The organism is Yersinia vastinensis (genome assembly GCF_044905075.1).
Lineage (GTDB): Bacteria > Pseudomonadota > Gammaproteobacteria > Enterobacterales > Enterobacteriaceae > Yersinia > Yersinia vastinensis.
The window spans coordinates 967,070-985,691 of the sequence record NZ_CP173260.1 but is presented as its reverse complement, the minus strand read 5'-3'; the positions used below and the strand labels follow the sequence as shown (position 1 = coordinate 985,691).

Below are 18,622 nucleotides of genomic sequence, written 5' to 3'. Positions count from 1 at the left end.
TTCATCTATGATATGGATTCGATGATTTTTCCGACACCGCAGGAGCGCTGTATGCCCGCCATTTCCTTACGGCAAATAGAAATTTTTCATGCGGTAATGACGACCGGCAACCTGACCGAAGCCGCATTATTGCTCCAGACATCACAACCCACCGTCAGTCGTGAACTGGCCCGCTTTGAGCAAATCGTTCAATTAAAACTGTTTGCCCGGGTACGAGGCCGCCTTTACCCAACGGTGCAAGGTTTGCGTCTATTTGAAGAAGTACAGCGCTCTTATTACGGGCTTGATCGCATCAAACAGGCCGCTGAAGGAATCCGGCAATTTCAACATGCGCAGCTTTCTATTGCCTGCTTGCCGGTATTTTCTCAGTCATTGCTTCCCAGTGTGTGTAAACCTTTTATTGATCGCTATCCAGAAGTCAGCCTGAGTGTTATCCCACAGGAGTCGCCGCTCTTAGAAGAGTGGCTTTCAGCCCAGCGCCACGATCTGGGTTTAACTGAAAACTCTCAGACCCCGGCAGGTACTCTGCGTCACGCTTTAATGACGGTAAATGAGGTTTGTGTGTTGCCCAGCGACCATCCGTTGCGACACAAAGCAGTGCTGACACCGCAAGATTTCCAAGGTGAGAATTTTATTAGTTTGTCAGTCACCGACAGTTATCGCCAGTTACTGGATAATCTGTTTAGTGAACAAGGAATTAACCGCAGATTGGTACTGGAAACTCACAGTGCGGCATCAGTTTGCGCTATGGTGCGCGAGGGGGTGGGTGTCTCAATCGTTAACCCATTAACCGCGTTGGATTACATCAGCAAAGGCTCTACTGGAGGCGTTTGTGTGCGGCCTTTTAGTGTTGAGATCCCTTTTACGATCAGTTTAATACAGCCAATGCACCGCCCCTCATCAACTTTGGTAGAAACGTTTATTGAACATTTAAAACAACAGGCAATCACCTTCCAGCGTCGACTGGCGACAGTGATTACCCCTTGATATTCATTTTTACCCGCATTACGCCGTTTTTGCCTGACGGCTGCGCGCTCTAGAAAAGGTAAACAGACACAGCAGTAAACCCATCACAGCCAGTACGGCAGCCGCTAGCGGTACAGCGGTCAATCCTAAACCTTTACTAATCACGACCCCACCGACCCAAGCCCCCAGCGCATTGCCGACGTTAAAAGCGGCAATGTTGAGTGTCGAGACCAAATTAGGGGCTTTTTTACCGTAGGTGACCACGTTAATTTGCAATGCAGGAACTGCGGAGAATGCGGCAGCGGACCATAGGAATAATGTCACTTCCGCAGCCAGAAATGAATGACTCGTCCAACTAAACAGAGCCGAGAATATTGCGATCAGCAAGAAAGTCATGGTGAGGCTAACAGGCAAGCGCCAATCAGCGAGCCGCCCCCCTACAATATTACCCAAGGTTAACCCTAGCCCCATCAGTAATAAGGTCCAACTGACGCCGTGCTCAGAAACTTGAGTTACCTCAGTCAGTATTGGCGCAATGTATGTAAAGAGAGCAAACATAGCAGCGGCAAAGAAAACGGTCATCAACAAAGACAGCCAGATACCCCCACCTCGCAGTGCGGCAATCTCTTTGCGTAACTCGGTTGGGGCTTCCTCTTGAGAAGAAGGCAACTTGCTGTAGAGCGCGGCCAACGAGAACAAGCCAATAACAGAAACCACCCAGAATGTTGAACGCCAGCCGAAAGCCTGCCCCAACGCAGTGCCTAGCGGCACACCCAGCACATTTGCCAATGTTAGGCCGGTAAACATCAACGCTACCGCAGAAGCCCGTCGATTTGGTGCCACCAGATTAGCCGCAACTACCGCACCAATACCGAAGAACGCCCCATGACACAATGCGGTAATGACCCTAGCCAGCATCAAGAAGTCATAACTGTACGCCAATGCACACATCAGGTTGCCAATAATGAATATCACCATTAATAGCAATAATGTCTTTCTACGCGGTAATTTGGCAGTCAATACAGCCATTATGGGTGCGCCGATAGCCACACCTAGCGCATAACCACTGATTAACCAGCCGGCGGTGGGAATTGAGATGTGTAAGTCACCAGCCACTTGGGGCAGTAACCCCATAATGACGAATTCAGTAGTACCAATAGCAAAAGCACTCAGTGCCAATGCCAGCAGCGCAACAGGCATAATACAAGCTCCCAGTAAGACAATATCTGCTCATCACAACAAACAGGCAGATCAAATAGGTGCCAGTCATAATTTATTGGCTGGCACGACGTAGTCAGTAGAAAAGAGGCAAAGAAATAGTGGTCAATTGCTAAAGAACCCAGCAATAACCCTAGTATTTATAATTATTTAATCTCTGAACGGACTTGGTAGAAATAGCATATTCTGATTAATAATGAATAGAGTTATAACTAGCTTGGTAATTAAACAAGTTCTCTTTTCAGCACTAACCTAATGAAATAAAAAATGATTTAGCCCCCTTCTCTACAATAAAAATATGTTTGAGAATGTAACCACACCGCTACAGCTTCAAGTAAGCAGAAAAAATAACCCAAATTAATTGGAGTTGTAGCAAGGCAGCAAACGAGTTCATCCCGATGAGCTTACACGCAGTAAGTGATTCGGGTGGATGAGAGCAGCTAACACCGCTACAGCTTCAAGTAAGCAGAAAAAATAACCCAAATTAATTGGAGTTGTAGCAAGGCAGCAAACGAGTTCATCCCGATGAGCTTACACGCAGTAAGTGATTCGGGTGGATGAGAGCAGCTAACACCGCTACAGCTTCAAGTAAGCAGAAAAAATAACCCAAATTAATTGGAGTTGTAGCAAGGCAGCAAACGAGTTCATCCCGATGAGCTTACACGCAGTAAGTGATTCGGGTGGATGAGAGCAGCTAACACCGCTACAGCTTCAAGTAAGCAGAAAAAATAACCCAAATTAATTGGAGTTGTAGCAAGGCAGCAAACGAGTTCATCCCGATGAGCTTACACGCAGTAAGTGATTCGGGTGGATGAGAGCAGCTAACACCGCTACAGCTTCAAGTAAGCAGGGTTATGGAAGGGGATGGGTAGCAAACCATACCACCAAAAAATCTAACATCGTCCTCAATGTTGCTGGCATTTGACGCCGGGATGTATAGATTCCATAAATGCCCATCGCCTGCGGCTGATAATCAGGTAATAATTTTACTAACTCTCCGCGGGCGATATAGGGTGCGGCGGAGTAACTGGGTTGCAACGTAATCCCGGCTCCTTCGAGTGCCCCACTGAGCAAAACAACCGATTCGTTGGCGCTTAAATTTCCACCTACGGCGACAGAGGATTTGGCACCTTGCTGCTCAAAGTGCCATAAGCTTTTGCCAAAATAGGAATATGTTAGGCAGTTGTGTACCGCCAGATCCTGTGGCTCTTTAGGAGTCCCTTTCGCTGATAGGTAACTCGGAGAAGCGCAGACAACGGAGTGACAGGTAGCCAGTGGACGCGCAATTAGGTTGGGGTCTAAATCATTGGTAATACGCAATGCCAGATCAATTCGCTCTTCCACCAGATTAATGGCCCGATTATTCATTTGCAGATCAACAGCAACCTGTGGGTAACAGCGCAAATATTCAGTGACGGCGACCACCAAGGCACTTTGCCCAAGAGACTGAGAGCAACTGATTCGTAGCAGCCCCCGCAATTCGTCATTTTCCTGCCCCTCAACCAAATCCATATCTTGAGCAAACTCCAGCATGCGGCGGCAGCGTTCAAGTGTTGCCTCCCCTGCATGAGTCAAACTTAGCTTACGGGTTGTTCGATGCAACAAACGCGCTCCGGCCCACTGCTCCATCTGAGCCAGATAGCGTGTCACCATTGCCCGCGACATCTCTAAAGCATCAGCGGCGGCAATCATGCTGCCCCGCTCAACAATCGCCACAAAGACTTCAGCGGCAGTGATTCTATCCATCATTAGCTCGATTTAAGCAACAAATAATTGCCAATTATCGGGTTTTTCTATCGATTAATGCAATCTATTATCTCACCCATACCCCGCTACTCTCAGGAAAATGAACATGTTGACTAAAACGCTTTTACAAATGACCTTTGCCGGCTTGGCAACTTTTGCTGCAATATCAACTGCCAATGCCGCTGATCAACTGAAAATGGAAGTCTACAATCCCGGTGAAAAAAGTATCTTTCCAGTATCGTCAGAAATTATTAGTGGCAAAACTGAAGTTGCTTTGATTGATGCCCAATTTCAGCGTAATGATGCTGAAGCTTTAGTGAAGAAGATCCAGCAAAGTGGCAAAAAACTGACCACTATTTATATCAGTCAGGCAGACCCTGATTTCTATTTCGGTTTGGATGTCATTACGGATGCATTCCCGCAAGCGAAGGTTATCGCGACCCCACAAACCATCGAAGAAATTAAAGCTACAAAAGAGGGGAAAATGGCTTATTGGGGGCCAATTTTAAAAGAAAATGCCCCTACTCGCGTGATTGTGCCACAAGAATTGCCAGGCAAAAGCTTTACTATTGATGGGCAAAGAATCGACATTGAAGGCTTAGATGGCCCGTCGCCAGAAAAAACCTTTGTCTGGATCCCATCATTGAAAGCCGTCGTCGGGGGGGTTGCCGTATCCGGTAATATTCATCTATGGGTAGCAGATACCCAAACACCAGAATCACGCCAACATTGGTTAACGACACTGGAGAACATCAAAGCATTAAAACCCGAGACCGTGGTTCCTGGGCATTTTCTGGATAATGCGCCACAAACATTGGCCTCAGTGGCCTTTACTCAAAACTATTTAACAACGTTAAACACAGAAATTCCCAAAGCAAAAGATTCGGCAGAACTGATTGCGGCAATGAAAAAACATTACCCAAAACTAAAAGATGAATCCAGCTTGGAATTAAGTGCCAAGGTGCTGAAAAACGAAATGAAATGGCCACAGTAAAAGCGCAAAAATAAAGTTGAACAGATTATCCGACCAGGAAAAAGTGAGGAACACAAGATGTCTGGCACCAAGTTGCATTACATTTTCGATCCCTTATGTGGCTGGTGCTATGGCGCAGCACCACTCTTACAAGTAGCACAAAATATCCCAGTTCTGACATTGGTATTGCATGGCGGCGGGATGATGTCTGGGCCAAATCGGCGACAAATAGATAGCCAGTGGCGAGGTTATGTTATGCCTCATGACCGGCGTATTGCTCAATTAACCGGGCAAATTTTTGGTGATAGTTATTTTAATGGTTTGCTTAACGATACCTCGGCAATCATGGATTCCACCCCACCGATTGCCGCAATCTTAGCAGCCGAGGCATTGGCTGGGTTGGGGGTAACAATGCTCCATCGCACCCAGCAAGCGCATTATGTTGAAGGTCGCCGCATCAGCGACACCCCCGTATTAGTGGAGCTTGCCGAGGATATTGGCCTGAACCGCGAAGCCTTTATCACCGCGTTTAATGCCGCCATAATAGAGTCAGATTCGCATATAGCGGATAGTCGCATGTTACTGGCAAAAGTACGCGGACACGGTTTTCCAACATTTGTATTGCAGGACAATCAGGGGAAAATGACGACTCTGTCAGCCAGCGAATATTATGGAGATCCGTCCGGCTGGCTTGATTTTTTAACAAACGGTATAGCACGTTAAATTCTGGCCAAAACCTCCTCATAACTCTCTTGGGGAGGCCTTATAACGGTAGGTAAAGAAAATCGGGATACAAATTGATTGAGCTGAAAAATTTGCTGCTGTAAAACTTCCGAAGCGCGCGTGGATTGTTCGACAAGTTCCGCATTCAGCTTGGTGACTTCATTAATCTTTCCTACTCGCGTGGTCATATCTTCAATACCTTTACTTTGTTCGTGCGAGGCTGCCGATATTTCCGCCATCAAATCTGTCACTTTGACAACAGCCTCAATGATGGTACGTAAGTTATCGCCAGAACGTCCCACTAAATCGGCTCCTGTTGATATATATTTTGAAGAGTTTTCAATGAGCCGTTTTATATTTAAGGCGGAATGACCACTTTGATTGGCTAATATTCCAACTTCGCGCGCCACAACAGAAAATCCGCGGCCATGTTCACCCGCGTGAGCAGCTTCAATGGCTGCATTCAAAGCTAAAATATTAGTCTTGAATGCTACTGATTCGATGAGGGTGATAATTTCAGTAATTTCGCGCGACCCCGTCGCGATATCAGACATCGAATTTACGACACTAGACATCATATCGCCACCATGACTGGCAATATCTTTTGCTTCATTAGCTAAATGATTCGCCTGATCGGCACTTATGGCGTTCTGTTTTACCCGCGCGGTTAACTGATGCATATTCTGAGTTGTTGCTGCAAGGGATTGAGTTTGTGACTGTGTCTGCTCAGAAATACGGTGACTATCTGTCGCAATTTGGTTAACCCCCGCCAGAATAATTTCAGCTCCGCCTCTAACTTGACTCACTAGTGCCACTAGTCCTTGTTGCATCTGGTATATACTGCCAGCCAATTGATGAACCTCACGGTTGGTAAATGCACCGTACTCAATCTGGCGCGATAAATCACCCGCCGCAATAACGTGAATTTGTGAAATAAGATAATTTAACGGCCGAATCACCCAACGAGTAACTCCGAGCCAAACGGAGAAAGCCAGTCCTAGCAAGATCACCAAAGCGATAATGACCGCTTGTTTTGCTGAAGATAATGAGGAAAGAAGTTGGGAATCCATGACTGCCCGATTGCTTTCACTTTCTTGCAAATAACGGTAATACTTCTCAGTAAAATCACTCTGGAAACCTTGGATAGGGACTTCAAAAAAAATATCTATATTGTTGTTCTTTTCCAGCCCCTGTCCAATCTCAGCTAACCCCTGATATAACTGCTGATAACTCTCCTTAAGTGCAATTAATTCCGCGCGCTCATCATGAGCAGAGAGCAAAACCAATTGATGGTAATCATCCTGTGAGCGCTGTAAAGATTGCAAAGCCTCACTTAAAAGACTATGCCAACTTCCTTCGGAACCTGTCTCTTTATCTTCCATATAATAGATTCCGGCACGGTTAAGTTTATCGCTAGCGATTAATAACTCCATCCGAGCACGGTCCATTAATACCTCTTGCTGGTGACTCCGATGAGTACGCTCAACATTAATCTTTGTGCTATCCAATATATGGGAGAGAAAACCTACAGAAAGGAGTTGTAGCGAAGAGAAAAGACTAATCACCAAGATAAGGCCCGACAATATGCCCAGTTTTCCATGTGTAAATGAACGTATGGCTTTTGCATGGGATATAAAATTCACAATATAAAAATTAACACGAGAGAACATTAAATTTACACTTAGCTGTGATAGAGACATCAACATTAGCGGCTAAATATGACAAATACATTTCAACAAACGAAGAGATTTATCCATATTCATGGCGGTAAATAGTTATACATCAATACGCGTCATTAATCGTAAATTATTAACAGGATGCCCCTGAGATTGTTCCATCAGAATAGTATCATCGTTTAATTTATAGAAAACAGGGTGACTTACAGCATAAGGGGTGTTTAAAAAATCATATAAATAACGGTTTTCATCATTGATCATCGATAAAGATAATACCTTTCCAATAAAGATGTTTTTACTAACATCTACAACATTAAATATAATGTTTCGTCTAGCTTTCACATCATCAGTATCATCATAAACGTCTGCGGATGAGTTTATCTCCTTTTTCATAATGCTGACTCTTGAGTAAACATGATATTTTTCAGCCAAATGGCTGAAATCATAATTAACCTCCCAGTATCCTTCAATACTACTCATCGGATGGAAATAATAATATCCCCGTCCAACACCATACCCTAACACTCCTCCTAAAAAAGCACTAAAGCATATGAGCTGTATTATTTTTTTTCGCATGTAAGCCCTCCGTTTTTATATTTACAGACAGTATAATCACCATTCTTTTGTTTTTTTAAATAAACATAAGGCACTTTATTATAAACAGATAAAAACCCACCATCATGAACTTCATCTAGGTTAATCAAAATAGGTAAACTTGGCACATCTATAATTTTAACTTGATAATAATTTTCAGTTATTTTTAATGAAATTAAAAATAAAGCACAGAAAAACATAAGAGCAATGACTTTATATATTAATCCAACAGATACAAACATCGAGAAAGACAGGTTATTTTTTACGTTATTTATCGAATACTCATTAGGAGGTAATATACTGCATAACAAATCATTAGAAACAACAGTAGGTTTAATCCCTAAACAATACCCTTTTTTAGGGATAGTCATCACCAGTTCATGATCTTTGTCATCTAAAGCATTACGCAAGTTACTAATAGTTTGTGTCAACGTATTGTCAGTGACATATGTTCCCTTCCATATTTCTTGTTCAAGACTCTCACGAGAAAGAGAACCTGGATACTGTTCACACAATAAAGACAGCACTTCAGACTCTTTGTTTCTGATCTTTATAATATTACCCTTTTTGTTGATAATCCTTTTTTTGGGGATAAAAATGATGTCTCCAATAATTATTTCATTCATTTAGTATCTCACCCATAGAAAACATGACGAATAAGAAGCTAGCAAAAATCACATCATTACGCCTTAGCTAGACAGCATGAATAAAACAAAAAGTTATAGTTTTCAATAAAATTCAACAGCGAACAAAATTAAGACATCAAGGTCTATCAATAAAAGTTAATTAATAACAAAAAATGACTATTATTGAAATCTTGTTTGTAATATATCATTTATAAAACATTTTATTAAAAGGCACAGAGGTCGTATGAAAGTAAAAAAAATCAACATTATATTATTTATTACACCAGTTATTTTTGGATGTCAGTATAATGGAAAAAAAAACTCAATTGAAAAAAGAAAAATGGATCAAATAACCGCTCTGACTTCTGGCATTCATTTTCTGAAAGAAAAGTGTAATATGAAAGAACTTCCCAGTGAAGATAAAGTTATTGATGCTGCGATAAACATGATGGGACAAGGGGAAATAGCCACCCAATCAAATTTTTATGCGGAAATATCAAATGAGACTAAAGTAAGATATGAGGAAATAAAAGTATACAAAGCAGAACAGAAGATTAAATGCGATGAACTAAAGAATCTTCTCAAGCATTTTATGGCAAAAATGAACGCATAATATACTCACCCCAAAACAGATAGATTACTCCAGACAATGCGATGTATGGACCAAATGCTATATATTTTATTTTTTTATCCGAAAAGTAATTAATAATGACATAAGCAATAACGCCACTACAGGAAGATAATAAGACTATAAAAGGTATTACGGTCGCTCCGAACCAAGCACCTAATGCAGCCATCAACTTGAAATCACCGTATCCCATGCCCTCGATACCTCTGGAGAGTTTAAGCAACCAGAATAGAAGCCATAAGAAACCATAGCCTATGACCGCACCGAGCACAGCTAAAGTTAAAGGAGAAAATATATTATTTATATTAATAAGAAGGCCACACCATAATAAAGGGATGGTAATATGATCAGGCAATAAATAACAGTCAAGGTCGATAAAAGTCAATACAATAAGAAACCACACTAATAAAAGGCTTGCGGCGATTAAATAGTTATTGTGCTGGAGCAAACCAACGGCAAGAGTTAACATTGCTGTCAATACCTCCACAATAAGATATCTAGGGTTTATTTTACTTTGGCAACATTGACTAATGCCTCGCAGGAGCAGCCAAGAAATTAAAGGTATATTATATCGAAAGGGTAAGGGACGGTAACAACTTGGGCAAAATGAATTTGGTAAACATAAACTAAGTCTAACATTATAAATATCTATTTCTTTTCTTGAAGATGAACTAGAGATAATAATAGGAAGTCGATATATAACAACATTTAAAAAACTCCCCACGCACAGGCCAAGAATACTAAAAAACACAATTTCAAGCAGTACGTAAATATTAACCATAACATTTCCCACACTTTATGATGGTAATAAAATCACTTCACCAAAAATATAATTAGAATCCTTACTGATATTTACACTCACTTTATTAACCTCAATACTTTCATCATTAGATAATATAAGAATAATATCTAATAGTGTAGCCAACTTTATTTTATCAATCTTTATCAGCACACCTATAGGTTTCAACACAATAGTACTCAATGCGATTCCATTTTCATTAAATAATGTCATAACCCTCTCATGAAAATTCTCATTTGAACCATTATTTTCCTGATAAATCCCTCTCAATTGAAATTTTTCAGCAACCGATGAGTGATATACTATTTCATTCTCTAACTCATGATATTTCCGTAGTAAAAGATGACTTTCTGATGACAGTTTAACCAAATAAAACAGTAAGATACTAAGTGAGGTCAAAGCTAAAACCATAACTTTATGTTTGTAGATAATACTAATAATGAAGTTGCTGTAGTTCATAATGGATACTTAAAAGCCAAGTTATAAGTTTCATCATCATTTGGAGTTTTAGTTATCCTTATTTTATCTAGCCTTAGTTTGTCACTACGCAACTTAGAATCATTAATATTATCTTCAGTCGCATTTATATTGAGAATAACTTCTCTACCATGACTATTAAAATTAATATTATTAATCACAAGTCCCTTAGCCCTAACCACAGTACTGGCGGCATGTAGCAAATTAATAAAGTCATAGCTACCTTTATTATTAGATAGCTCATCAACATTCGGTTGTGTATCATTTAACCGGTATCCTTTTAATGAAGGATACCTAGCATAAAACCCCCTCGAGGCCGTATTTAGCATATCAATATTTCTAATTATTTCATATTTATAGTATAAAGAATTTAAAAGCATCACGATAGAGAGCAAAAAACACAAACTTATTGTTATAAATATTGAAGCATTATTCATAGCTCGTTTTCTATTATGATAATACCTGTCACAGAGAAAGTTAACATTACTATTCTTAACATTATCGGCCATTATGCGTAATATTTCGCAAAACAGCTTTGTTTCCTGTTTCTCGGATTGATCAACGTCACAAAAAAACTTTCTTACGGATAAATCGATTCGTTTAGCCTGAGATAGCTTTTCTAAAATAAAGTCCTTAACTATAAACCCTGAAACCTCACCATTTCTTATTAAACATTCATCACCCATTTTCACTACCCCCCCCTTTCCATCATTAAATGGTAAAGTTAGTACGTCTGGAATCATGAGTGTGGGCGATATATCAAAATCTGTTAGCCATCCTATCCAAATCTCCATTAACTGGTGTTCAACGGCAGCAACATAGCATGTGTCTACATCATATTTTAAAATAACAATATGGAAATCATCAATATTACCTAAAATTGATTTTTCAAAAGAAAACCTAAGGAATTTTGAATTATTTTTTATTTTATTTCCTTTTGCTTTAATACTTCTATAGATGATTAATCGACTAGAGACTAATATTATCACCTCTCCGGTTGCAAATGCGGAAATTTTTTTTAATTCGGTATGGTTGTTTAATCTTCCAGACTGGGCCTCGGCGTCTTTTACTTTTAAATGCCAATATACTGGTTCAGTGGCATCACAACCTAACCGAATGAACAATACCGTTTCAGAAAATATTTTATTCATTACTTTCATCTCTAATGTTAAATCTCCGATCTATAATAAAAGCATCTCTATTTTTCACATAGAATAAACTCATCAATTGATAATGACTATCTTTGCTAGGTAATGTAAATATGATTGAAAAATAATATTCATCATGCGATAAAATAGGCGTTATAGTGTCTTTTATTCTCTGTAATTCACTAGTATTCTTAGTTGAGTTATTTATAATTAACTCGAAGAAATCTATAGTACTATCCCAACCGCCATCAGGTTTAGCTAAAATAGCATTAGCAATTTCTTCTTCATCTATTTTATTCAAAAAGATAGCTTTCAGTAGACTACCATGCCTCAATTCAAGCATATTTATATTAATTAATAATGTAGAGTCACTCCGAGAACAAAGTATTGATGACATATTAGAAAGATCTTCTTCATTCTCAAATAATGAAAAAACCAAATCATATGACAGTGGTTTTTTATTTACATTAACTATTGAATTTATATATCCCTCATCAAGAGGATATTTATTTTTAAAACCTTCATCAATATGATGTGTTATTTTATTGAGTGTCGAGTATTTTAAATTTTGTGACTGTAAAATATTTTTAAAAACCAGCCAGGGATAAATCCCATCGATTGCATTGCCATCAATAGGTGAGTATTTTAGTAAATTAAGGTTAAAACAATTAGACTGTTCAATTAACTTAAAGTCAGCATTTATGTTATTTATTTTTTTCAACTCAGAAAAGAAAAACGAATTTATCGGCGAGCTATGTATAACGTTATCGTTTGAAATATTTTTTACTATATAATCTAAAAAAATCCCTTCCACTCCCAAAAGTAGCCATCTCTCATATTTTTTCTTTTTCAGCCTTTCAGTTAAATAATATAATTCTGACAAATATAAGGATGATGTCATGGCAATTATACTCATAAGGAAGAGAATACATAATACCAAGAGAAGAGCAATGCCACGCTGTCTCACTAGACTCACCCATGATAATTGTCACTATTTAATAAAGGAATAATCCGTTTAATCATCCCACGTTCCTCTAATTCAATGGTCACTTCAATAGCTTGTGGTATAGAGGAATGGCTATCCCATTCGGCTAACCAGTGGGACTTATGATAAGCTCGCAGACGAAATGCCGTCACCCCCCCTAGAATTTTTGATACTCTCGATATGTTTTCATCAAAATTATAAGTCAGCTTCTCCAAAAAGTTATCTCTTAGGCGAAACCCTACTTTTTCTGATTGCACAAGATAAAGGTGGCCTGTGTAAATACTGCATCTAAAATAAATACCAAAATCATCGCTTTCCAGTAGCATTGATCCCATTTGAAAATCGCTTTCAAGCCTACTTCCCTCTAATGAATAAGAAGGTATTATTGCGTGAGAGATGCTATCTTCTAGTATATTAATTGCAATTTGTATTTTATTCGTTTGCTTTACTCTCTGCTTCACTATATCACTGCCTTTGCTAACAACAATAATAGCTTGATAAATAGTTAGGCTCAGTAAAGTGAAAATAACGATGGAAAGTAACATTTCCAATAAAGTAAAACCACGACTAAGGGGCTTACTCATTAGTAGAACGATACCCCTCTATTATAAAATCGGGTTCGTTACTGTTTGTCTGACTACGAATTTCAACTGTAACAATACTGGAGACTCCGTTTCCTGAACTTATTTCTTTTGATTGCCAATACCATAACTTATTCATCATAAGTTCATCTCCTGTACTCCAGTTTTCTGTTTGTTCTATTCTCATCAAATTTATTTCTGCTAAAATATTATCTGCAACCCAAGATGCGACCATCTTATCTTCCAAACTTTTAACCCATAATAGCTGTCCACTCATTATCTTCATCATACTGATCCCCAGAGTCGCAAAAATAGCCATCGATACCATAACTTCCAGTAATGTAAAACCTACGCAATATCGTTTTCCACCATAAATATTTAAGTGATGGTTTTTAATATTATGATAAATCATCCGTTTTATTTTCTTGTGAGGATACAGGCCAATTACCAATATCATCTTCAGTACCAATCACCTTATCTGGTCCAACTGAAAATATATCAATCTCGTTATATCTTCCAGGGTTATTTATCTGGTAAGAGTTATTCCATGGGTCTTGTGGGAGTCTACGAATATAGCCATTATGAGGATATATCCTCGGGATTGGTAACTCAATAGGTTTAATAACCAGCGCGTTGACACCTTGTGCTTCAGTCGGATAATAGCCATTATCTAATTTATACATATCCAATGCGTTTTCAATAGCAGCAATATCGCTTAATACTTTTTGTTGATCAGCCCTACTTTTGCTAGACATTATATTGGGTATTGTTAAGCTCGCAAGAAGGCCTAATATGATGATAATGACCATCATTTCTAATAATGTAAAACCATCTAACCCACTCTTTCGCATAAAACCTCTTGTATGATATTATAAAATTAAATTATTCATTTCTAATAATGGCTGAAATATAGCTAAAACTAAAAAAAATAAATCCAGCCATAAAAATCATTATTAAAGGCTCTAACATAGTTATAAACACACTTATTTGATCTACTAATTCTTGTTCTTGGATATCCGCTATTTTTTCTAACATAGAGTCTAACTGCCCACTGCGTTCACCTGACGCAATCATATGCAAAATCATCGGTGGAAAGATTCGACTATCCGCTAATGATGTTGAAAGACTCCCTCCTTCACTCACTAATTTTACCGAATTGGATAACTGTTGTTTAATGTACTGATTAGTTAAAATGGTACCACTTATCTTCATTGCTTGAATTAAACTAACACCGTTTGAGTTTAGAATATTCATCATTCTTAAATAGCGAGATATATTCAATCTAGATATGGCTTTGCCGAGCATAGGTATCTTTAGATAATAATGTTCAAAAAATATTTTTATTTTCCTTACTCTAAGTGCTCCATTGAATAAAAATAAACATGCAGTAAACAGAAGTAATATGATTAAGATGTAATCTTTGATCCAGTAACTGACAGTCATAAGACTTTTTGTCGATAACGGCAATGATTTATCATACAATACAAATTGTTCTATTATATTAGGCACTACGATAGATAAAAGTATAATTATTACACCTATAGATATTAAAATAAGAAACACCGGGTAAATTAATGCTTGGATTATCTTATTTTTTAATTTATATCCCTGTTCAATATGGTCTGCAAGTTTAGATAATACTATATCTAAGTGTCCAGATACTTCCCCAGCAGTAATCATAGAACGATATAACGTATTGAATACTATTGGGAATAAAGATAGAGAATCCGAAAATGTATACCCTTCGATGACCTTTCTTCTTACTTCACAAATAACTTTATTAATATTTCTTTTGGTATTCTGCGTTCTAATTATCTCTAATGCGACATCTAAGGGGATTGCAGCATTTATTAAAATAGACATTTGCCGAGTAATTAAAACAAGCTCTATACTATTAACTCTGTTAAAAATATTTATTATTTTAATGGTTTGAGAATTTCGTTTTGATTTTATATTTAATAAGCATAGTTTTCTTTGATAAAGAAGCTGCCTGGCTCCTAACAAACTTTCTGCTTCTATACTCCCTTTCACTTTCACACCTTGTGTGTTTATAGCAGCATATTTATATACAGGCATATTTATCCTCTAAATTTACTCTTTTCACTTCTTCTATTGTTGTTAATCCAGCAACAACTTTATCAATACCATCTTGTTCAATGCTACGTATATATCCCTTAGCCAGCTTGACCAAATCAAGCTCACTTTTTCCTTTATAAACACCTTCTCGCACACGGTTATTTATAATTAAGAGTTCATGTAAAGCTATTCTTCCTTTGTAACCCGTTAAGTTGCATTTATTGCAACCTACTGCACTGTACCCATATCCCCCCAAAGGTATCTGATAATTAGCACTCATCTCTTGCAATACATCCTGTGCAAATGAATATTCTTGCCGACATTCAATACATAATCGACGAACCAAACGCTGAGATAGCACAGCCAGTAATGAGCTTGAAAGCATAAAAGGTTCAACGCCCATATCTTTAAGCCTGGTTACTGCACCCACAGCACTGTTCGCATGTAATGTTGACAACACCAAATGACCAGTCAAAGAAGCTTGTACTGCAATTTGGGCCGTCTCAACATCTCGGATTTCACCAATAAGAATAACATCAGGATCTTGCCGTAATATTGCCCTCAGACTTCGCGAGAAAGTCATATCAATTTTTGTGTTTACCTGTGTCTGTGAAATTCCATCGATATCAAACTCAATAGGATCCTCAACTGTCATGATATTCTTTTCATGTGCATCAATACCCATTAAAGCAGCATAGAGCGTGGTACTTTTCCCAGCGCCAGTGGGGCCAACAACTAAAATAATTCCATGAGGTTTTCGTACTAATGCATTTATTGAATGACAATTCTTTAGCGACATGCCAAGAGAATGTAAATCAAGTTTAAGGCTACTTTTATCTAGTAGTCGCATGACAACACGCTCACCATGGTTTACTGGCAGAACTGACACGCGAACATCTAAAGCCTTCCCCCCCAAATTCAGCGCGATACGACCATCTTGGGGTATTCTTTTTTCTGCAATATCCAACTTGGCCATGATTTTAATTCGAGAAACCAATAGTAACGCGACCTTGCGGTGTAACTCTAATATCTTTTTTAAAACACCATCAATACGAAATCTTATAATTATTTTTTTATCGAAAGACTCGATATGTATATCTGAAGCTAACTCTTTTATTGCTTCAGCCAAAATTGTGTTTATTAATTTTATTACTGGTGCTTCATTGCCGGTATCCAGCAAATCGTCACTCACAGGAATCTCACCACTGAATGAATAGATAGCTATTTCATCACTTATAGTATTCATTATTTTATGTGACTGCATTGAGCTATTTTGATACACACAGATTAGATTTTTATCAAATTCTTCATCCGTAACAAAATTAAGCCCCTGGGGTTGGTTTGCGACTCTATTACATTCAAGTATTGCTTCAAGTGATGCTGAATGGCGGCAAATAATTTGGTAACCATGTTCAACCGGTAATAAAATCACACCATTATCTCTTGACCAACTGAATGTTAGAGGTTGAGATTCATTATTATGTTGAGTCATACCTTTATGCCAATCTCTTTATAAAACTCCATTACGTCATGTTTAATTTTGCTAAATGCATCATAGCTTAACCTATCTATTAGTGGGTTATCATTTAACTTTTCATTAGAAGATAACTTATCATATTTTACATATTTCTCTTCTGTCACTTGAGTATATTCACTTGCCTCTCTGATTATTGTTGGCTTAATAAACAATATAAGATTACTTTTTTCTATTCGTTCCCTACTTTGTCTGAATAAAGAGCCAATCAACGGAATATCACCCAGTAAGGGAACTTTGTTTATTGTTTTATTTAACTTTTTATCTAGTAATCCTCCCACAACAACCGTTTCACCACTTTTCACTAATACCGCATTATTCACTACCCTTTTATTAAAAACAGAACCTAGATTGTGAGTGTTAATATCTGAATTATCCGCGACACTTGAAACTTCTTGCCTTATTTCAAGTAGAACTGAATCGCCCTGATTTATCTGTGGTTTGACTTTCAACATCACACCAACAGACTGTCTCGAGATCGAATTATAAACTTTGTCAGTTGTTGTTGTTTGTGTTGACGTTAAAACAGGGACCTCTTGACCGACATTAAACTCCGCTTCCATATTGTCCAACGTAACAATACTCGGTGTTGCGAGAATATTATTATTTGAGTTTGTTGCCAGTGCTGTAAACAGACCATCCCAATTCCCTTTATAAAAACCTGCAGTTAATCCTGTAATCAACATCGGTACTGGATTTCCACTGCTATGCATTCCTCTTATGTTGTCTGGTTTTTGGAGAAAATTCACTCCACCATAAAATTTATTTGCCCACTGAATACCCAGATTTAGCCCTTCTCCGTTTTGGGTTTCTACTATAATGGCTTCTACGAGTACTTGAGCACGTCTAACATCTAACTTTTCAATGACCTGATCTAATTCCTTCATTATTTTTGGTGCAGCAGTAATCACCAACGCATTCGTTTGTTCATGAGCCTTAATAGATACATGCCCATCATTGTTTTTCCCTACTGATTTTTTATCGTTCTGAAATCCATGACTCACGCCCTTTAAAACATCTAATAACTTTGATGCCTGAGCATACTTCATATAGATAACTTTTGTATTACCATAACTATCTTGTTGCTGATCAAGCTCCTTTATCATTTGAATGGCTTTTTTCCTTGTCTGGTTATCACCACTAACTAGTATTGTATTTGTTCTATCATCAGATATTATTTTTCCTAAATTGAATGAGTTCTGTTTATTATTTGATCCTGTGTTTATTATCTGATTAACCAATTTTACTACATCAGATGCAGCAGCATAGTTCAATTTATGAAGTTCAACATCAGCTTCACCAGGCCGATCAAATGCGTTAATAATGGAATGTAAGCGATTAACTACAGCAGCACGACCCGTAATTAATATTGTATTGGAAGGATCATGGTGAATAATACTTCCTGAGTCTGAGTTATCGTTTAATTGCCGCAATAACGGTGCTAAATTTTTAGCCGATATATTTTTAAGTTTAAAAATTCTATTTATAATCTCGTCACCATATGTTTCATCTGCTTCACTTAATATCTGAGAAACTGTATTTTTTGCTCGTCTAGACGGTATGATTTTCAAAATGTTATTAGGCATTTCAGCAACTGCATAGCCATAAACATCAAGAACATTTAAAAAGAATTGATAATACTTTTCTTCATCTAGTAACTCATAGCTTCGAATGCTAACTAAGCCTTGAACTTTTGGATCTATAATAATAGTTTTATTAATGTTTTTACTAACCGTATTAATAAACTCTTTTATATCTACATCCTTGAAAGAAACTGAAAAATTAGCACTATTAACTTCCAAAGATAATATTGTCACTAATACTATTATTAGTAGGTTTATTCGCATGTATTTATCTATGGAATTAAATATA

The 18,622-nt window shown here is 37.9% G+C and carries 19 protein-coding genes; 4 read left to right on the top strand and 15 right to left on the bottom strand.

The window, feature by feature from the left end:
- Positions 1-51: 51 nt before the first annotated feature.
- On the top strand, positions 52-987 hold the full coding sequence (locus ACIOG0_RS04490; protein WP_050098171.1) for a LysR family transcriptional regulator: 936 nt from the start codon (positions 52-54) through the stop codon (positions 985-987).
- Positions 988-1,005: 18 nt separating this feature from the next.
- Here the strand turns inward: ACIOG0_RS04490 and ACIOG0_RS04485 are convergent, their stop codons facing one another.
- Together ACIOG0_RS04485 and ACIOG0_RS04480 are read right to left on the bottom strand one after the other, a co-directional pair.
- Positions 1,006-2,166, bottom strand: a complete 1,161-nt coding sequence (locus ACIOG0_RS04485) for an MFS transporter (protein ID WP_050140276.1) — start codon at positions 2,164-2,166, stop codon at positions 1,006-1,008.
- A gap of 870 nt (positions 2,167-3,036) precedes the next feature.
- Positions 3,037-3,930 carry a LysR family transcriptional regulator gene (locus tag ACIOG0_RS04480; protein ID WP_050140275.1) on the bottom strand — a complete coding sequence of 298 codons (894 nt, stop codon included), beginning with the start codon at positions 3,928-3,930 and terminating at the stop codon, positions 3,037-3,039.
- A 106-nt stretch (positions 3,931-4,036) separates the two neighbouring features.
- Between ACIOG0_RS04480 and ACIOG0_RS04475 the strand changes: the two genes are divergently transcribed.
- Complete coding sequence (locus ACIOG0_RS04475) at positions 4,037-4,924, top strand: MBL fold metallo-hydrolase (RefSeq protein WP_050140274.1); 888 nt, start codon at positions 4,037-4,039, stop codon at positions 4,922-4,924.
- A 57-nt stretch (positions 4,925-4,981) separates the two neighbouring features.
- Positions 4,982-5,626 (top strand): DsbA family protein, encoded by a 645-nt coding sequence (locus ACIOG0_RS04470; RefSeq protein ID WP_128451568.1) that lies wholly within the window; start codon positions 4,982-4,984, stop codon positions 5,624-5,626.
- On the opposite strand, the gene ACIOG0_RS04465 is transcribed toward ACIOG0_RS04470, so the two are convergent.
- From ACIOG0_RS04465 to ACIOG0_RS04455, 3 genes are all read right to left on the bottom strand, one after another.
- Entirely contained in the window at positions 5,623-7,296 is a 1,674-nt protein-coding gene (locus ACIOG0_RS04465) for a methyl-accepting chemotaxis protein (RefSeq protein WP_128451605.1), read from the bottom strand. The two genes, ACIOG0_RS04470 and ACIOG0_RS04465, sit on opposite strands and share 4 nt — an antisense overlap.
- 105 nt (positions 7,297-7,401) lie before the next feature.
- Positions 7,402-7,878, bottom strand: coding sequence for a hypothetical protein (locus ACIOG0_RS04460; RefSeq protein WP_050098068.1), 477 nt, complete (start codon positions 7,876-7,878; stop codon positions 7,402-7,404).
- Positions 7,863-8,522: a transcriptional regulator gene (locus tag ACIOG0_RS04455; protein WP_404704936.1), complete on the bottom strand. Its 660-nt coding sequence runs from the start codon at positions 8,520-8,522 to the stop codon at positions 7,863-7,865. Before ACIOG0_RS04455 ends, ACIOG0_RS04460 begins: the two co-directional genes overlap by 16 nt.
- 244 nt (positions 8,523-8,766) lie before the next feature.
- Between ACIOG0_RS04455 and gspS the strand changes: the two genes are divergently transcribed.
- Complete coding sequence (gene gspS / locus ACIOG0_RS04450) at positions 8,767-9,135, top strand: type II secretion system pilot lipoprotein GspS (protein WP_050098066.1); 369 nt, start codon at positions 8,767-8,769, stop codon at positions 9,133-9,135.
- Here gspS and ACIOG0_RS04445 read toward each other — a convergent pair.
- The 10 genes from ACIOG0_RS04445 to gspD are packed head-to-tail and all read right to left on the bottom strand — an operon-like array spanning position 9,113 to position 18,597.
- Positions 9,113-9,931 (bottom strand): prepilin peptidase, encoded by an 819-nt coding sequence (locus ACIOG0_RS04445; protein ID WP_404704935.1) that lies wholly within the window; start codon positions 9,929-9,931, stop codon positions 9,113-9,115. The two genes, gspS and ACIOG0_RS04445, sit on opposite strands and share 23 nt — an antisense overlap.
- Before the next feature lie 15 nt (positions 9,932-9,946).
- Positions 9,947-10,408: a hypothetical protein gene (locus tag ACIOG0_RS04440; RefSeq protein ID WP_128451570.1), complete on the bottom strand. Its 462-nt coding sequence runs from the start codon at positions 10,406-10,408 to the stop codon at positions 9,947-9,949.
- Positions 10,405-11,577: a type II secretion system protein GspL gene (gene gspL / locus ACIOG0_RS04435; protein WP_404704934.1), complete on the bottom strand. Its 1,173-nt coding sequence runs from the start codon at positions 11,575-11,577 to the stop codon at positions 10,405-10,407. Before gspL ends, ACIOG0_RS04440 begins: the two co-directional genes overlap by 4 nt.
- Positions 11,570-12,541, bottom strand: coding sequence for a type II secretion system protein GspK (locus ACIOG0_RS04430; RefSeq protein WP_128451572.1), 972 nt, complete (start codon positions 12,539-12,541; stop codon positions 11,570-11,572). The genes gspL and ACIOG0_RS04430 overlap by 8 nt, the downstream gene beginning before the upstream one ends.
- Positions 12,542-12,546: 5 nt before the next feature.
- Positions 12,547-13,143, bottom strand: coding sequence for a type II secretion system minor pseudopilin GspJ (gspJ, locus tag ACIOG0_RS04425; protein ID WP_050098061.1), 597 nt, complete (start codon positions 13,141-13,143; stop codon positions 12,547-12,549).
- Complete coding sequence (gene gspI, locus ACIOG0_RS04420; RefSeq protein WP_128451573.1) at positions 13,136-13,552, bottom strand: type II secretion system minor pseudopilin GspI; 417 nt, start codon at positions 13,550-13,552, stop codon at positions 13,136-13,138. Before gspI ends, gspJ begins: the two co-directional genes overlap by 8 nt.
- Positions 13,539-13,991 carry a type II secretion system major pseudopilin GspG gene (gene gspG / locus ACIOG0_RS04415; protein WP_050098060.1) on the bottom strand — a complete coding sequence of 151 codons (453 nt, stop codon included), beginning with the start codon at positions 13,989-13,991 and terminating at the stop codon, positions 13,539-13,541. The genes gspI and gspG overlap by 14 nt, the downstream gene beginning before the upstream one ends.
- Positions 13,992-14,022: 31 nt before the next feature.
- Positions 14,023-15,216: a type II secretion system F family protein gene (locus ACIOG0_RS04410; protein WP_404704933.1), complete on the bottom strand. Its 1,194-nt coding sequence runs from the start codon at positions 15,214-15,216 to the stop codon at positions 14,023-14,025.
- A complete protein-coding gene (locus tag ACIOG0_RS04405; RefSeq protein WP_050098058.1) occupies positions 15,203-16,708 on the bottom strand; it encodes a GspE/PulE family protein in 1,506 nt (501 codons plus the stop codon). The genes ACIOG0_RS04410 and ACIOG0_RS04405 overlap by 14 nt, the downstream gene beginning before the upstream one ends.
- The gene (gene gspD / locus ACIOG0_RS04400; protein ID WP_128451606.1) at positions 16,705-18,597 is read right to left on the bottom strand and encodes a type II secretion system secretin GspD; all 1,893 of its coding nucleotides are present in this window, start codon (positions 18,595-18,597) and stop codon (positions 16,705-16,707) included. Before gspD ends, ACIOG0_RS04405 begins: the two co-directional genes overlap by 4 nt.
- Positions 18,598-18,622 lie beyond the last annotated feature (25 nt).

Excerpts from the sequence above, each read along its gene's own strand:
- ACIOG0_RS04490 (WP_050098171.1), top strand. The coding sequence starts at position 52 with ATGCCCGCCATTTCCTTACGGCAAATAGAAATTTTTCATGCGGTAATG.
- ACIOG0_RS04485 (WP_050140276.1), bottom strand. The coding sequence starts at position 2,166 with ATGCCTGTTGCGCTGCTGGCATTGGCACTGAGTGCTTTTGCTATTGGT.
- ACIOG0_RS04480 (WP_050140275.1), bottom strand. The coding sequence starts at position 3,930 with ATGGATAGAATCACTGCCGCTGAAGTCTTTGTGGCGATTGTTGAGCGG.
- ACIOG0_RS04475 (WP_050140274.1), top strand. The coding sequence starts at position 4,037 with ATGTTGACTAAAACGCTTTTACAAATGACCTTTGCCGGCTTGGCAACT.
- ACIOG0_RS04470 (WP_128451568.1), top strand. The coding sequence starts at position 4,982 with ATGTCTGGCACCAAGTTGCATTACATTTTCGATCCCTTATGTGGCTGG.
- ACIOG0_RS04465 (WP_128451605.1), bottom strand. The coding sequence starts at position 7,296 with ATGTTCTCTCGTGTTAATTTTTATATTGTGAATTTTATATCCCATGCA.
- ACIOG0_RS04460 (WP_050098068.1), bottom strand. The coding sequence starts at position 7,878 with ATGCGAAAAAAAATAATACAGCTCATATGCTTTAGTGCTTTTTTAGGA.
- ACIOG0_RS04455 (WP_404704936.1), bottom strand. The coding sequence starts at position 8,522 with ATGAATGAAATAATTATTGGAGACATCATTTTTATCCCCAAAAAAAGG.
- gspS (WP_050098066.1), top strand. The coding sequence starts at position 8,767 with ATGAAAGTAAAAAAAATCAACATTATATTATTTATTACACCAGTTATT.
- ACIOG0_RS04445 (WP_404704935.1), bottom strand. The coding sequence starts at position 9,931 with ATGGTTAATATTTACGTACTGCTTGAAATTGTGTTTTTTAGTATTCTT.
- ACIOG0_RS04440 (WP_128451570.1), bottom strand. The coding sequence starts at position 10,408 with ATGAACTACAGCAACTTCATTATTAGTATTATCTACAAACATAAAGTT.
- gspL (WP_404704934.1), bottom strand. The coding sequence starts at position 11,577 with ATGAATAAAATATTTTCTGAAACGGTATTGTTCATTCGGTTAGGTTGT.
- gspJ (WP_050098061.1), bottom strand. The coding sequence starts at position 13,143 with ATGAGTAAGCCCCTTAGTCGTGGTTTTACTTTATTGGAAATGTTACTT.
- gspI (WP_128451573.1), bottom strand. The coding sequence starts at position 13,552 with ATGATTTATCATAATATTAAAAACCATCACTTAAATATTTATGGTGGA.
- gspG (WP_050098060.1), bottom strand. The coding sequence starts at position 13,991 with ATGCGAAAGAGTGGGTTAGATGGTTTTACATTATTAGAAATGATGGTC.
- ACIOG0_RS04410 (WP_404704933.1), bottom strand. The coding sequence starts at position 15,216 with ATGCCTGTATATAAATATGCTGCTATAAACACACAAGGTGTGAAAGTG.
- ACIOG0_RS04405 (WP_050098058.1), bottom strand. The coding sequence starts at position 16,708 with ATGACTCAACATAATAATGAATCTCAACCTCTAACATTCAGTTGGTCA.
- gspD (WP_128451606.1), bottom strand. The coding sequence starts at position 18,597 with ATGCGAATAAACCTACTAATAATAGTATTAGTGACAATATTATCTTTG.